The following is a 15,820-nucleotide window of genomic DNA, read 5'->3' as shown; positions in this document are numbered from 1 at the left end:
CGATGCATGACCGGCTCTTCGGCGCATGGCACCGCCCTACACCCCCAGAACGGCACCCAGTACCTCGATGAGCGCCCGCGGATTCTCCCGGAAGTAGAAGTGGCCGCCAGCGAAGCGATGGAGCCGGAAGTCCGAGGTGGTGTGGTCACGCCAGAGTTCGAGCTTTTCCAGCGACACGGCATCCCGGTCGGCGCCGAACACCTCCAGCGGTACCGTCAGAGGCGGCCCCGGCTTGTAGCGGTACGTCTCCAGGAGGGTGAAGTCCGTCCGGAATGTCGGTAGCAGCAGGGCGAGCAGCTCCGGGTCGGCCATGACGTGTGGAGGGATCTCTCCGTATCGTTCGTTGATGGCCTTGGCCAGACTCGCGTCTGGCAATGCGTGCAGCTCGGAGGCCGTCCGAGGCAGGTGCGGGGCGGCGTACGCGGACACGATGAGCCGGTTGGGGAGCGGCCGGCCCTGGACGGCCAGCTCGCGGACCACCTCGAATGCCGTGAGTGAACCCAGGCTGTGACCGAAGAAAACGAAGGGTGGAGTGAGGTCGGTTTCGGCGAGGAACCGGTCCACGAACTCGCGCATGCTCGCCAGTGGCGCCTCCGCGACGCGCGCCCCGCGCCCTGGCGGGCAGATGCCGTAGACCTGAACGCCGGGCAGTTCACGACCCCACCGGACGTACTCGCCGGGCAGGCCTCCCGAGTGCGGGAAACAGTACAGGCGAACCCTGGGCTCTCCAGGGATGGCCTTGCCCACCAGCCAAGGGCTCTTGTCTATCATTGATCAATCCTTTGCATGGTGGGAGCGGCGCCAGCCCGACGTTCCTCGATCACCGCGGCGAGTCTGGCGGCGTTGCGGCTGCGCAGGATGTCGGCGGCTGTGACCGCGACCGTGAACTCCGTCCGCGCCCAGGCGGCGACCTTGGTCGCGATCAGTGAGTCGCCACCGAGATCAAAGAAGCTGTCCTGCGCCTCGATGTCCGGCTCCCCCAGCGCCTTGCCGAACGCCACGAGGAGCGCGGCCAGCACCGGTGGATGGGGCTGGTTGTCGCGGCGCGTTCCCGCATCGGGTGTCCCTTGGGCCCTCACACCGATCCAGGAAGCAGGTGTGCTGCCCGAGGCAGTGGGGCGGGCATGTTCGGGTGGAGGCACCAGATAGCGACGCCGCTCGAAGGGGTACGTGGGCAGCGGGGTTCGCCGACGACGCTCGCCCGCATGCAGTGCGGTGAGGTCGACGCTGGTGCCACCCGCCCAGAGCTTACCCATGGCGGCGAGGGCCGTGCCCAGATCGGAGATGGCATCCACGGGATGGGGCAACATGTGCACGGCGACGTGCCGGTCCTCGAAATCCGGATGCTGCCGGGTGAGTGATTGCAGCGTGCGTCCGGGCCCGACGTCGACCAGGACCCGGTTCTCCTCCGCCAACAGGGTAGACAGCGCCTCGCCGAACCGGATCGGCTGACGCAGGTGCGCCACCCAGTAGTCCACCGTGCGCAGCCTGTCGGGGTCGGCCCAGGTTCCCGTGGTGTCGGAGAGCATCGGCAACTCGGGTCGGTGCAGGTGCAGGCCGGCGACGGTCTCCGCGAACCGGTCGAGGATCGGCTCGACGAGCGAGGAGTGCCCGGCGGTCGCGATCTTCAGGACACGGGCCTCGATCGCGCGCTCCGTCAGCTCCCGCACGAATCGGGTCACCAGGTCAACGGGGCCAGTGACCGTGCACTGCCGCGGTCCGTTGATCGCGCCCACGGACAGTCCCGCGGGCAGCAGTGGCGTGAGCTCGGCCTCGGGCAGCCGTACGGCGGCCATACCGCCGGCGGGGACCAGGCCGAGCAGCCGTCCCCGTTCGACCACCAGCTTCACGGCGTCGGCCGGGGAAAACACGCCGGCCACGCAGGCTGCCGCGTAGGCACCCAGGCTGTGCCCGACCACGGCGCTCGGCCGCAGCCTCCAGGACATCAGGAGCTGGGCCATCGCGTACTGGACGGCGAAGACCGCGGGTTGGCTGACGGCGATGGTGTCGAGCCGTTGTCCGGCGAGTTCGCGCTGGCGGTCGCCTTGGGGGAACAGCACGTCGCGCAGGTCCAGTCCCAGTGACGGGCCCGCCAGTTCGGAGATCTGGTCGAGGCCGCGGCGGAACACCGGCTCCTGACTGTAGAGCGAGGCGGCCATGCCGACGTGTTGGCCCCCCTGCCCGGGGAACATGAACACCGGTGCGGGACTGGCGCTCTTCGCGATGTTGCCTTCGAGGCTGCCCGCGCGGAGCGCGGCTACCGCCTCGCTCGGGTCGGCGGCGACCACGAACCGGCGGTGCGGGTACGCGGCACGACCGGTCTGGAGGGTCCATGCCACGTCGGCGAGGTTGACGTCCGGGTGGGCCATCAGGTGGTCGGCGAGCTGCCGCGCCGCCGTCTCGACGCCGCCGGGGGTGCGCGCAGACAGCACGAGAAGCTGATGCGACCGCCCCGCCGAGACCTCGGGCGCAGTGGGTGCCTGCGCCACCACGGCGTGCGCATTGGTACCGCCCACCCCGAGCGCGTTGACGCCACCGATCCGAGGATGGCCCGGGGTGCCCCACTCGCGCAGCCGGGTGTTGACCTCGAACGGCGACGAGGCGAAGTCAATCGCCGGATTGGGCCGCTCGAAGTGCAAGCTCGGGGGCAGCACGCCGTGCTCGACAGCGAGCACGGTCTTGATCAGCCCCACGACACCGGCCGCGGCATCGGCGTGGCCGATGTTCGTCTTGACCGAGCCGATCCAGCAGCGGTCGCGCGAGCCGCTCCCCGCACCGAAGGCCTTGGTCAGCGCCGCGACCTCGATCGGGTCGCCCAGTGCGGTGGCGGTGCCGTGAGCCTCCACGTAACCGATCTCGTCGGCGTGGACCCCGGCCGCGGCGTGCGCGGCGCGGACGACCTCGACCTGTCCGGAAACGCTGGGCGCGGTGAACCCGATCTTGCCTCGGCCGTCGTTGTTGATGGCCGAGCCACGGATCACCGCGTGAATGTGGTCGCCGTCGGCGAGCGCGTCGGCCAGCGGTCGGAGCACCACCAGCCCCACGGCGCTGGCACTGACCGTCCCGGCGCTGGCCGCGTCGAAGGTCCGGCAGTGGCCGTCGGGGGCCACGATGCCGCCAGGCGTGTACCGCATCCGCGGCAGGCTCGCGATCACGCTCGCCCCGCCCGCGATCGCCATGTCGCAGTCGCCGGCGAGTAGCGACTGAATGGCGACATGCACGGCGACCAGCGAAGTCGAGCAGGCCGTCTGCACCGTGACGGCCGGACCGGTCAGCCCGAGCTGGTAGGCGATCCGGCTGCTCAGGAAGTCCACGGCCGTGGATTGCCGGAGCTGCCACTCGTCGACGAACGGTAGCTGGTCGAGCCGGGCCCGGACGTGCTCGGCGTAGTTGGTGCCGGAGCCGCCGACGAAGACCCCGGTCATCGGCCGGCCGGAGCCGCCGTAGCCGGCGCTCTCCAGCGCCTCGTGCGCACACTCCAGCACCAGGCGGTGCTGCGGATCGAGAATCAGCGCATCGTTCGGCGAGTAGCCGAAGAACTCCGCGTCGAACTCGGCCGCCCCCGCCAGCACGCCATACGCCGGGACGTACTCCGGGTGCGCAGGGTCGCGTTGATCGTCGAGCACCGAAATGGATTCGATGCCCTGGCACAGGTTCCGCCAGAACTGCGTCACGCTGGCGGCTCCGGGAAATCGTCCCGCCATGCCGGTGACGGCGATGTAGCGACTCTGGTCGTTGTCCTCGTAAGCGATGTCGGTCATGTCGTGCCTCCCTGGAGCGCCGATGTGGAGGACGCTGCGATGTGGCTTGTTGCCATGTGGTCGAGTGCGCGCCTGTCGAGCTTGCCGTTGGACAGGCAGGGAAGCTGGTCCATGGCGCAGAATGCCGCGGGCACCGCGGCGTGCGGCAACATGCCGCGCATGTGGCGCCGCAGCGCCACCGGTTGCAATTCGCCGGGTGCCGAGACGACGAAGCCGACGAGTGCGATCGGGGTGCCGGCCTGACGGACCACGCCAATCGCGCTGCTCCGGCCGCCAGATGCCGCGCTCAAGGCGTGCTCGACCTCCATGAGCTCGAGCCGGACGCCAGCGAGCTTGAGCTGCCCGTCCCGGCGGCCGTGATAATGCACGAGGCCATGCTCATCCAGCCGGGCGAAGTCCCCGGTGCGGTAGAGCCGGTTGGCTCCCCGCGAGGTGGCCGGCTCGGTCGTATAACCGAGAGCCACTCCGGGGCCGCCGAGCCACAGTTCGCCAATCTCATTGGTCGCGGCCGGTCCGTTGTCGGTTCGCAAATAGGCCTCGGTGCCGGGGATGGGCCGGCCAATGGGTACCGCGGTGGCGTCACCGTCGCTCGGCTGGCACTGGTGGACGAGGGCCCAGACCGTGCACTCGGTGGGGCCATATTCGTTGTACAACTCCGCGTCGGGCATCAGCTCGAAGTGGCGACGTACCAGCTCCGGGGGGCAGGCTTCGCCAGCGACGATCACCGCCCGCAGCGAGGACAGGCTGTCGTCTTCGTCGCTCTCCAGCAGGATGCGGTAGAGCGACGGGATGAGCAGGACATGCGAGGCGGCGTACTGCTGGCACGCGTTGCGGATCGCGACGGTGTCGACCACGGCGGGGCTGGGGATGACGAGGTGCGCCCCGGTGGCGAGCGCCCAGTAGATGCCGGCGACCGAGCTGTCGAAGGAGATCGACGAGCAGAGCAGGAACACCGACGGGGCTGATGGGTAGTACGCCAGCCGGGCCTGGGTCGAGTACGCCAGGGAATGCCGGGACACCACCACGCCCTTGGGCACCCCGCTCGAGCCGCTGGTGAACAGGGTGTACGCGGCCAGGTCGGGAGCGTGGCGCGACGGCGAAGCCGGTGTCGTCCCGTCGAGGTGCGTCGGTATCCGAATCACGGTCTGGAAGGTGCAACCGGGGGGGAGCTCGGTACGCGACCGCGGGTCGACGACGGCAACGACCGCGCCGCTCTCTCGGATCATCGCCATGCGCCGTTCGACCGGGAAGGAAGCGTCCACGGGCACGTACTGCGCGCCCGTGCGGAGCACGCCGAGCATCGCCACCACCGCCCATCGCGATAGCGGGCAGTGGATGACCACGGGCGTACCCGGCCGGACTCCGGCGGCGTACAGCTCGAGCGCGAGCGCGGAGGCCGCCTGGTCGAGTTCGGAGTAGGAGTGGGTGCCGTCACGGTCGGTGAGGGCCGGTCGCGAGCCTCCGGCGCGGATGCCGGCCGCGAGCATGTCGGCGAGGTCCGGGACCCCGCGCAGGGGGGCACCCACCGACTGGGGCGTCCAGCCGGGGCGAAGTGCGTCGAAGGGGGATGGAAGTGCCATGTTCAGCCTTTCTGGGGTTCCTGGGCCGGGGCCCTGGCGCCGAACACGAACAACGCCGCGGCCATGACTTGGAGGACGGCCAGGGCATGGAAGATGGTCGGCAGCCCAGCACTCTGCGCCGCCGTGCCCGCGAGGGCCCAGCCCAACGCCCCCGCCGCGAGTGCGAGCGCGGTGGCGACAGTCAGGCTCTCGGTGCGTTTCGCGGGCGGGATGCGCAGGGCGCGTACCGCCGCGATCGGAGCGCTGGAGACTCCGTTCAGCAAGCCGGCCAGCAACAAGCAACCCGCCAGGGCTTCGATGCTCAACGGCAAGAGCAGCATGACGAAGGCCAGGCCCAGCGCCACCCGGCCCACCACCGCCAAGGTCAGCGCGGGCACTCGCCGCAGCAGGAGTCCCACCAGCAGCGTCCCGGCGACGGCTCCGCCGCCGAACATCGCCAGCAGCACGCCCGCCACCATCGGAGAACCGTGCTGCTGGGTGAGGGCGATGACGGGCAGCAGGGCGAACAGGGCCTGCCAGACCAATTCACCGATCACGAGCCCGAGTGACCAGCTCCCGACCAGCCGGTCCGACAGCAGCATGCGCGCTCCCGCGCCCACGGATTGGCGACCGGCCCTGGCCGGCTCCGTGACCGGCTCCGTCCGGGGCAGACACAGCCGCAGCAGCACCGCCGACGCCACGAAGGACGCCGCGTCCAGCATCAGCACCACGGGGGCGCCCAGCGCGGTGATCAGCACGCCGGACAGCAGCGGGCCGATCAGCACGCTGAGCCGCGTGGCGGTCTGCAGCGTCGCGGTCGCCCTGCTCAGCAGGGCCTCGTCCTCTCCCACCACGAGCGGCAAGATGGACTGCTGGCTGGCCAGGTAGGGCGCGTAGAACGCACCGACCGCGAACATCACGACGATGAACACGCCGATATTCAGCCAGCCCAGGTAGTAGAGCAGTGGCAGGAGGGCGACGAGAGGCCCTCGGACGGTATCGCCGACGAGCATCACCCGCCGCGGGCCCATGCGGCCCACGAGCGACGCGCCGAACACGCCGAACACGGCGATGGCCGCCAGTTGCGCCGCCATGACCAGGCCCATGTCGCGCGACGAGCCCGTGAGCTGAAGCACCAGCCACGGCATCGCCACGGCACTGAGCTGGGTACCCAGCATCGACATGAACTCGGCGGTGAGCAGAACCCGCAGGGTGTGCTGGCGCCTGCTCCGAAGCTGACTGTCTTCCGGGGTGCTCATGTCAGGCTCCATCCGTAGTGCCTCGGCCGCGGCGAACGGGCCGGGCCGCACGGCGGGGCCGGACCGGTGCCGACTGCGCGCCGTTCTCCAAGGCCGTGGCGAGCGCCGCCACGGTGGGGTGTTCGAACAGGTCGACGATGGGGATGTCGCGGCCCAGCTCCGCGACCAGTCGGCTATGCAGCCTGGCCAGGCTCAGCGAGTTGCCGCCGAGGTCGAAGAAGTTGTCGTGCGCACCGACGTCCTGGGTGCCCAGCACCTCCGACCACACCGTGGCGATGCGGCGCTCGAGCTCGCTGCCAGGGGCCGTGAATCCGCCCCCGCCGACGAGGTCCGTTCGGATCGGACGGGGCAGCCTGGCCACGTCGACCTTGCCGCTGGTGTTCAGGGGCAATTCCGTGAGCCACACCACGGCCTCGGGGACCATGTAGGCCGGCAAGCTGGAGCGCAGCCGCGCCAGCAACCGCGCGGTGTCGGTGCGGCCGGGTTGGCTGGGGATCACGTAGGCCACCAGCGCGGGGGTCTGTTGCGAATCGCCATGGACCACCGCCTGGGCCACCTCCGGCTGGCGGAGCAGCACCTGCTCGATCTCGCCGGGCTCGATCCGGTACCCGCGGATCTTGAGCTGCCGGTCGGCCCGGCCCAGGTACTCGACGGTGCCATCGGCGAGCCAGCGGCCAAGGTCGCCGGTCCGGTAGATCCGGATCGACTCGCCATCGAGTTCCACCGAGCGGAACCTGTCGGCGGTCAGGTCTGGCCGCCGGAGAATGCCGGTGGCCAGACCGCCGCCAGCCAGGCAGATCTCACCGGGGACGCCCACGAGACACCGGCGCCCCTGTGGGTCGAGCACGAGCACGCGAACCCCAGCGATGGGCCGGCCGATCCGGTTGAGGGGAGGTTGCGGCACTGCCTCGAGGTCGTGGATCGTGGCGACCACCGAGTTCTCGGTGGGGCCATAGGCGTTGCCTACCCTGTAGGGCAGCCCGGGCGGCGGCCACTCCGAGAGCGAGGCGCCGCCGATGAACATCCAGCGCAGCCGCTTCGGGCCCGTCCCGGCCCTCCATACGGCCTCCGCGAGCGGCGTGGCCATGAACGCGACGTCGATGCCGTGCTGGTCCAGCCAGGCTCCGACCGTCGATGCGACGACTGGCTCCACGTGCGGCACCAGGCAGGCGCCGGTCGCCAGCGCGGACCAGACCTCCCATTGGGAGGCGTCGAACCCGACGCTCATCAGATGCGAGCAGCGGTCGCGGTCGCCGATCGCGTAGTGGCGCGCGGTCCACTGGATCAGCTGGGCCAATCCCCCGTGCGTGACGACCACGCCCTTCGGGGTACCCGTGGTGCCGGAGGTGTAGATCACGTACGCGGTGGATCCGGCGCTCCAGTTCGGGTCGTCCGCCTCGCTGCCCCCCGCGGTCGCGTCCGTCTCATCCACGCGGAGGGTCGGCACGGAGCCTGACCGTGCCGCGCCGTCGTGGTCGGTGAGCAACACGGGCGTGTCGAGGTCCTCGAGAACGAACCTCACCCGACTGTCTGGCCACACCGGGTCGATCGGGCAGAAGGCCGCACCCGCCAGCCAGCTTCCCAGCATCGCCACCGTGAAGTCCTCGCCGCGCGGGAGCAGCAGCGCGACCACCGGGTCCGCGCCGCGCAGCCTCGGTCGGATCCGGGCCGCCAGCGCCCGTGCACGTCCGATGAGTCCCTGGTAGTCCAGCGTTCCACGGAGCGACTCGACGGCCGGTGCCGAGGCCCGGTCGCGGCCGTGCCGCAGCACCAGTGCGGGGACCGGCGTCATCGGCTCGGGCTCGGGTCCGCGCTCCCACCGGCGCAGCCGCGCGAGCTCGTCCGCGGCGACGTCGAGCGCCGCCACCGGCTGATCCAGGTGGTCCGGCATCAGCTCCATCAGCCGGCCCAGCAGGGTGGCGAAGCGCTCCACGTCGTCACGGCGATAGCGCGCCCCATGGTACGCGACGTTGCCGGACAGCTTCGTACCGTCCAGGGTGAAGCCCACGGTGAGGCCAAGCTTGCCGGCGTAGCCAGCACCCGCGTGGCTGATGTCGGCGGCCTGCAACGGGCGTCCGGCCAGCGAGGCGGGCTGTGCCGGCACGGCGCTGAAGGTCAGCGACACGTCCGCGTACGGAGTCCGACCGGGTCGGCGGTGCGGGTTGAGCCGCTCCACCACCTCCTCGAACGGTGCCCCCGCGTGCTCGAAAGCCTCCAGCACCTCCGAGCGCATGCCGTGCAAGACGTCCAGGAACGTCGCGTTGCTGGCGAGCTGGGAGCGCAGCACCACCGTGTTCAGGCACGGCCCCAGCAGCTCGGCGAAGTCCGGGTTGTCACGGTTCGCGATCGGGTTGCTGATCACCACGTCGGCGTGGCCGGTCCAGCGGTGGAGCAGAGCGGCCAGGCCCGCCGCCGTGACGATGAACGGTGTGACGCCATACCGGGCCTGCAACGGTCGCAACCGCTCCAGCAGGTCGGCGCGCAGTGGGATCGTCACGACGCCGTGGGGTCCAGGCTCCGCCGGGGGGCTGAACTCCACGTAGGCCGGGGCACCCGCCAGCTTGTTCTCCCAGTAGGCCAGATCGTTCCGGCGCTGCACGCTGTCCCGCTGCGAGATCTGCGCGGTGACGAAGTGTCGGTACTGCACCCGGTCATCGGCGGCGCTCGTCGCGCTCCCCCGGGACGAACGACCCTGTGGCGCTTCGGTGAGTTCGCCGAGCAGCCCGGCAATGCTGTCGGCCAGTGCCGCGGCGTCCGCGGCGGATACACGCTGCCCCTGATACGACAGAATGGCGGTCAGTTCGCCGTCCTGCTCGGCGACCGTCAGGGTCAAACCGAACTTCGCTTCGTGCGACCACAGCGAGTCGAAGAACAGCGGGGTCAGCTCGATCCCGCCCAGCAGGGCCCGCCGGGCGCTGCGCAGGTTCATGTTGAGCGTCACATCGATGTAGGGCGTGTGCCCCACACCGCGGGCCGGGGAGAGCCGGTTCACGACCTCCTCGAACGGAGCCCCGGCGTGTTCGAGCGCGCCGAGCATCTCGGTGCGCATCGCCTGGAGGGCGTCGCCGAGGGGAGCGCCGGCGGCCAGGTCCGAGCGGAGCACGAGCGTGTTCAGGCAGGGTCCGAGCAGCCCAGTGAAGCTGGCGGGGTCCCGGGTCGAGACCGGCACGCCCAGGGTGATGGTGCGCTGTCCCGTCCACCGGTGCAGCGCGACGGCCAGCGCGGCGCCGAACGCCATGAACCACGTGACCCCGTGCTGGGTCTGCAGCGGCCGCAGCCGGTCGGGCAGGCCCGCCGGGAGTGGCACGCGAACAGCGCCGTTGCGGCCCGCCGGAACCGGCGCGGGGAACGCCAGGTTCGCCGGTGCGTCGGCCAGTTTTCGCTGCCAGTAGTCCAGCGCGTCCTCGCGCCGCGCCGTGTCCTGGCGGGCCTCCTGCGAGGCCACGAAGTCCCGGTACTGCACGGCTGGCGGCGCCGCGGTTTCGCCGGTGACGACCGCACGGTAGTAACGGTCCAGCTCGGCCAGGAGCACGGGGACGGACTCACCGTCGATGACGAGGTGGTGCAGGCACAAAAGCAGCGCGTGCCCCTGAGCGCCGAGGTCGGCCACGGCCGCTCGCAGCAGCCGGCCCGAGGCGAGGTCGAATCGTCTGCTGGCGGCCGTGTCGAGCCACCGCGCCATCTCGGCGTCGGGGTCACGCGAGGCGCGCAGGTCCAGCAGTTCCACCTCGGGCCGCCATCCGCCGGTCACCACCTGCCGGACGGTGTCCTCGTCGGCCACGAATGCCGTCCGCAGCAACTCGTGCCCGGCCACGAGCTGGCTCAGGGCGCGACCCAACAGCTCGACGTCGAGCCTGCCGGCTGCCTTCCAGGCCAGGACCACGTTGTTGCGGGCCTGCTCGTCGAAGGTCTCGGCGAGCCACAGGCGTCGCTGGAAGGCGGTGGCGGCCAGCTCACCCGCGGCGCGCGCCGAGGACGATCCGGAGTGCCCGGCGGACGGCTGCCCGCCGATCTTCTGGTCGATCAGGTCCGCGAGATCCTGCAGCCGGGGGCACTCGAACAGCGTCTTCATCGGCAGGTCGATTTGGAACCGACGGCGGAGCTGGTTGACCAGCCGGACCGCCAGCATGGAGTGACCGCCGAGGGCGAAGAAGGAGTCATCGGCGGACACATTGTCGACACCGAGCAGCTCGGACCAGATGCCAGCCATCGCGACAGCCGTGGGGGTGCGAGGCTCGGAGCCGGCGCCGCTGTCCAGCGGGACGGCACGGGCACGCACGGCGGCGACGTCGAGCTTGCCGTTCGAGGTCAGCACCATCTTGTCGACGAGCTGGAACACCGAGGGGATCATGTACTCGGGCAGCTTGCGTGCCAGGTGGCCACGCAGCTCGGCCAGGGCGACCCCGGCCCGGCTCTGGACGACCGCGACGAGGCGATCGTCCTCGGCGATGACGACCGCTTCGACGACCGCGGGATGCTCGCGCAGGCAGGACTCGATCTCTCCGAGTTCGATGCGGTAGCCGTGCAGCTGCACCTGGGAATCGGCGCGGCCAATGAAGTGCAGCGCGCCGTCGGGGGTGTAGCGGGCGAGATCCCCGCTGCGGAACAGGGTGCCGGAGCCGACGGGCGAGGCGACGAAGCGCTGCGCCGTGAGTTCCGGCCGGTTCAGGTAGCCGCCGGCCACGCCCGCGCCGCCGACGAAGATCTCGCCCACCGCGCCAACGGGCAACAGCCGGCCGCGGGTGACCGGGTCCAGCAGCAGGAGCGTGGTCGTGGGGATCGGCGTGCCGATGATGCTGGCGTCGGAGTCGACATCAGCCCGGGTGACCGTGCGGATGCTCGAGTGCACGGTGGTCTCGGTGATGCCGTACATGTTGACCAGCCGCACATGCGGGTAGCGCTCCATCCACGAGCCGAGCATGGCCGGACGCAGCGCCTCTCCGCCAAAGATGACGTAGCGCAACCGGCTGAGGCTGCTGGGCGACTGGGGCTTCAACCCGAGCAGCCGCCGGAACGCGCTGGGCGTCTGGTTGAGGACCGTGACGCGCTCGCGCTGCAGCAGCTCCCAGAACTGCTCGGGGTCCTTCGCCTGCTCCTGGGTGACCAGGACCACCCGTCCGCCGTGGACCAGGCCGCCAAACAACTCCCATACCGAGAAATCGAAGGCGTAGGAGTGGAACATCGTCCAGACGTCGGACGCACCGAAGCTGAACGGCAAGCGGTCGTTGACCAGCAGCCGGACGAGGTTGCGATGCGTGATCACGACGCCCTTGGGCCGGCCGGTCGTCCCAGACGTGTAGATGCAGTACGCCGGCGTATCCAGCGCGACCCGCGGCAGCGCCGCTCCGGAGCTGTCGGACTGGGTCGGGTGCATGACCTGTCCGGCGAAGCCGTCCAGACCCGGATGCGGCACCGCATCGTCGGCCACGATGGCCCACCGGGTGCCCGAGTCCGCGAGGATGAACTGCACGCGGTCACGGGGCAGTGCTGGGTCTATCGGCAGGTACCCGGCGCCGGCCAGCAGGACGGCCAGCATCGCCTGGACCTGCTCGGGGCCGCGCGGCAGCAGCAGGGCCACCAGGTCGCCACGGCCGACGCCCTTCGCCACCAGCGCCCGCGCCAGTGCCTCGGCCCGATCCAGCAGCTCGCGGTAGGTCAGCGAGATGTCCCCCGCGGTGATGGCCACCGCCTGGGGCCGGGCGAGTGCCCGCTGCCGGATGAGATCGTGGACCGCCGTCTCGGGGTACCCGGCATCGGTGGCGTTCCACACCATCAGCTGGGTGTACCGCTCGTCCTCGGTCAACGGATCGGCATCGCCGATCGCCCGCTCGGGTGCGGCGATGAGCTGGTCGAGCAGCGCGCGATAGTGCTCGGTCATGGCCCGCACCTGGTCGTCGTCGAAGTACCGGCCATTGAAGACAAGCCAGCCCTCGAGCGAACTGGAGCCCGGCTGCAGGAACAGGTGCAGATCGTACTTGCCGTATCCGCTGGCCGTCTGAACCTCCTCGGCGACGAGGCCGCCGGAGGTACGAATCAGCCTGGGATCCTCGGAGTACGTGAACAGCACGTCGAACAAGGCCGTACGGCTCATGTCCTTGGACGGGTCGACCCGGCGTACCAGCTCGTCGAAGAACGCCTGATCATGCGCTCGGGCGTGGGCCGTCTCGGCGGCCGTCTGCCCGACGAGCGCGGTGAAAGGCATGCTCACGGCCGGGCGCAGCCGCACCGGCAACAGGTTGGCCAGCGGGCCGACTACATGCCGGGTCTCCGCGCGCCGCCCGGGGTGACTGACGCCGATGACCATGTCCTGCTGGCCGGAATACCAGCCGAGCAGCGCGGTGAAGGCTCCCAGCAGCACGTCCGAGACGTTGAAGCCAAGCCGTTCCGCGTTGGCCACGAGGGCGGTGGGCAACGAGAACGCGACGCGCCGCTCCTCGTAGACGTGGATCGCCTCGCGCGGCCGCCGCTCGGGGAGCCGCAGCACGTCGACGGCGGGTTGCAGTCGAGCCGCACGGGAGTCCAGGTGCTCGGCCTTGACCGCGGCCGACACCTCATCCAGCCAGCCGGCGTAGCTGCTCTGGACGGGGGCCTCGCCGGCCATGCCGGCCAGGAGTTGCTCGGCGACGAGCCGCAGGGAGGCCCGGTCGACCACCGCCTGGTGGCCAACGAGTGCCAGCCAACCGCCGCCAGACTGCTCGGGCAACACGGCGACCCGCAGCAGACAGCCGCTCGTCAGATCGAACGGGGCCGCCGCCCAGTCGGTCAGTGCCTCGGGCACACCGGCGCCCGCCACCCCGGGCCGCGCTGGCAGCCACTGCGGGCTGACCGTCACCTCGGATCGCACTCGCTGCACGATCCGACCCTCGACGCTGTCGAGCACGGTGCGCAGGGACTCGTGTGCCCGTACGACCGCGTCGAGCGCCTTGGCCAGCACGTCGGGGGCGGCGAGACGGTCAACCCGAAGGAACAGAGGCAGGTTGTGGTACACGGGCGACGTCGGGTACACGTGGCCGGCCTCGAACCGGTCGACGAACCACATCCGTTCCTGATGGGCCGAGGCGGCGCGCGCCATCGCCGGGAGACCGGAGTCGGTTGCCGGCGGAGCAGACACGACCACCGTGCTGCCGGCGGCGGTGGGCCTGTAATAGGAGTTCAGCTCCCGCAGCAGGACGCCCATCGACTCGCCGTCCCACAGCAGGTGGTGCAGGCACAGGAAAACCAGCTGGTCGGCCCCGGGGAGCTCAACGAGGGCCGCGGTCAGCAGGCGTCCAGACGCCGGATCGAACTCATGGTGGGAGGCACCGGCCAGCCAGTCGCGCAGCGCCGCCTCCGAGTCCGCGCAATCGCGCAGGTTGACGCTGTCGACGTGGGGTGACCACGGCTCGCCGACGACCTGCCACAACTCGCCGTCGCGCTCGTGGAACGCGGTGCGCAGCAACTCGTGTCGCGCCACCATCCTGGCCAGCGCGTGGGACAACTCCGTCGCATCGAGGCCGCCACCGGGAACCCGCCACGCCAGCGGGACGTTGTAGGTGGCACGGCCGGACTCCACCCGCTCGGCGAACCAGATGCGCTGCTGGAAGCTGGACGCGGGTATCTCCACGACGGGGGCAGCGGGCGGAGAAATGCTCTCGGCGGCCACGTTCGGCTTCGACGCCCGGACCTGCTCCGCGAAGTCAGCCAGGCGCGGATACTCGAACAACGTCCGGATCGAGACCTCCGTGCCGAAGTGACGCGACACCGCGAGAACCAGACTCTCCGCGAGCAGCGAATGCCCGCCCAGCTCGAAGAACGAGTCCTCGGGGGTGATCCCGCCGACGCCCAAGACCTCCTGCCAGACGCCGACCATCGCGGCGACCTCGGCGGGGTACGCGGCCGCGGGGCGGGTATTGGTGGCGAGGGGGGCGGAAGACGCTGTCGGGCTCGGCGCGGCCAGTGCGGGCAGCGCGGCGTTCGGGTTCGTACTCAGCTCGCGCAGGATCGCGTGATAGTCGGCCGCCATCGCGGCGACCCTGGTCGGGCCCACGGCCCCGGCCGGATCCTTCCACAGCACATGCGTTCCCGCGCTGTCCTCGCGGACCATGACGGCCAGGGTGAACCCCGCGGTGCTTTCCATGTCCAGCAGGCTCAAGGTGGCGGTCGCATCGGGAGCGCTCAGCCGCAGTGCCTGCACATCGACGCCATCACGCAATCCCGCATTCCAATACTGGAACACTGTCTGGTGGGTCCGCGCACGGGCGGCCGGGCCGGTCAGCCCAGCCGCTCGCATGATGGCCGGCAGCGGCAGCTCGCCGTGCCGCATCGCATCCTTGACCCGGCCGCGCAGGCGGTGCACCAGAGCGGCGTAGCTGTCCGAACCGCGGACCTCACTGCGGATCGGCAGTGCGTTCACGAAGTAGCCAATCCGGTCGCGCAGCGATTCGGTGGTCCGCCCGTGAAACGGCAGGAACGAGATCACGTCCTCGGAGCCGGTGTGCCGGCGCAGCAGCGCGAAATACCCGGCCATCAGGACGGTGACATAGGAAACGCCCAGGTCCTCGGCGCGGCCGCGCAAGTCGGCGACGAGCCGTGGCTCGAGTGTTTCACTCCGGACCGTGTACTGCGGTGCATCGACGGTGGCGGGCAGGGCGAACTCCGGAGCCGCCGCGCCCAGGACCTGGCGCCAGTACTCCCGGGACGGATCACCGGCGGTGGTATCGGCCAGCTCCCGCGAACGGCGAGCATACTCCGTCAACGCCGCGGTAGGGTCGGCCGGAGGCAGCGACTCGCCCGCATAGGCCCGGCGCAAGGCATCGAGCAGGATCAGGATCGACGCCCCGTCAAACACGAGGTGGTGGATCGCGAGCAGCAGGACCGTCTCGTCCGGCCCACGCAACACATCGACCCGGGCCAACGGCCCTCGGCGAAGGTCGAAGGGGCGCTGCCAGGTCCGGCGTACGGCCGCGTCACGGTCGCCCACGAAGGTCGACTCCCGCACCTCGATAGGCGGCGAGTCGGGCCAGTCCAGCACGAGCCCGTCGGCGCCCGACGTGATCCGTGCCCGAAGCTGTGGGTAGGCTTCTCCCAGTGCCGCGATGGCCGTGCGCAGCCGCGTCATATCGAGCGTGCCGCGCACCAGGAATGGGGTCGGGATGATGTGCGACCATTGGCTGGGATCCAGCTTCCAGCCAATCCACATGGCCTCTTGTCCGACGGAGAGAGGGATTTGCCGTGGTGCGGTGTTCATGGGTTGCTCTTTCTT

The 15,820-nt window shown here is 70.5% G+C and carries 5 protein-coding genes; all 5 read right to left on the bottom strand.

Annotated features, from left to right (window positions below):
- Window positions 1-36 precede the first annotated feature (36 nt).
- From CYFUS_RS28245 to CYFUS_RS28225, 5 genes are read right to left on the bottom strand one after another with little or no spacing between them, the layout of a single operon-like run.
- Window positions 37-771: a thioesterase II family protein gene (locus tag CYFUS_RS28245; RefSeq protein WP_095988053.1), complete on the bottom strand. Its 735-nt coding sequence runs from the start codon at window positions 769-771 to the stop codon at window positions 37-39.
- Window positions 768-3,761 carry a type I polyketide synthase gene (locus CYFUS_RS28240; RefSeq protein ID WP_095988052.1) on the bottom strand — a complete coding sequence of 998 codons (2,994 nt, stop codon included), beginning with the start codon at window positions 3,759-3,761 and terminating at the stop codon, window positions 768-770. The genes CYFUS_RS28245 and CYFUS_RS28240 overlap by 4 nt, the downstream gene beginning before the upstream one ends.
- On the bottom strand, window positions 3,758-5,341 hold the full coding sequence (locus tag CYFUS_RS28235; protein WP_095988051.1) for an amino acid adenylation domain-containing protein: 1,584 nt from the start codon (window positions 5,339-5,341) through the stop codon (window positions 3,758-3,760). Before CYFUS_RS28235 ends, CYFUS_RS28240 begins: the two co-directional genes overlap by 4 nt.
- 2 nt (window positions 5,342-5,343) lie before the next feature.
- Window positions 5,344-6,579, bottom strand: a complete 1,236-nt coding sequence (locus tag CYFUS_RS28230; RefSeq protein ID WP_095992272.1) for an MFS transporter — start codon at window positions 6,577-6,579, stop codon at window positions 5,344-5,346.
- Between the two features lies 1 nt (window position 6,580).
- On the bottom strand, window positions 6,581-15,805 hold the full coding sequence (locus CYFUS_RS28225) for a non-ribosomal peptide synthetase (RefSeq protein WP_095988050.1): 9,225 nt from the start codon (window positions 15,803-15,805) through the stop codon (window positions 6,581-6,583).
- Window positions 15,806-15,820 lie beyond the last annotated feature (15 nt).

It is taken from the genome of Cystobacter fuscus (assembly GCF_002305875.1).
GTDB classification, from domain to species: domain Bacteria; phylum Myxococcota; class Myxococcia; order Myxococcales; family Myxococcaceae; genus Cystobacter; species Cystobacter fuscus_A.
This window is presented reverse-complemented; position numbering and strand designations above follow the sequence as displayed.

Coding starts and splice junctions, on each gene's coding strand:
- CYFUS_RS28245 (WP_095988053.1), bottom strand. CDS start 771: ATGATAGACAAGAGCCCTTGGCTGGTGGGCAAGGCCATCCCTGGAGAG.
- CYFUS_RS28240 (WP_095988052.1), bottom strand. CDS start 3,761: ATGACCGACATCGCTTACGAGGACAACGACCAGAGTCGCTACATCGCC.
- CYFUS_RS28235 (WP_095988051.1), bottom strand. CDS start 5,341: ATGGCACTTCCATCCCCCTTCGACGCACTTCGCCCCGGCTGGACGCCC.
- CYFUS_RS28230 (WP_095992272.1), bottom strand. CDS start 6,579: ATGAGCACCCCGGAAGACAGTCAGCTTCGGAGCAGGCGCCAGCACACC.
- CYFUS_RS28225 (WP_095988050.1), bottom strand. CDS start 15,805: ATGAACACCGCACCACGGCAAATCCCTCTCTCCGTCGGACAAGAGGCC.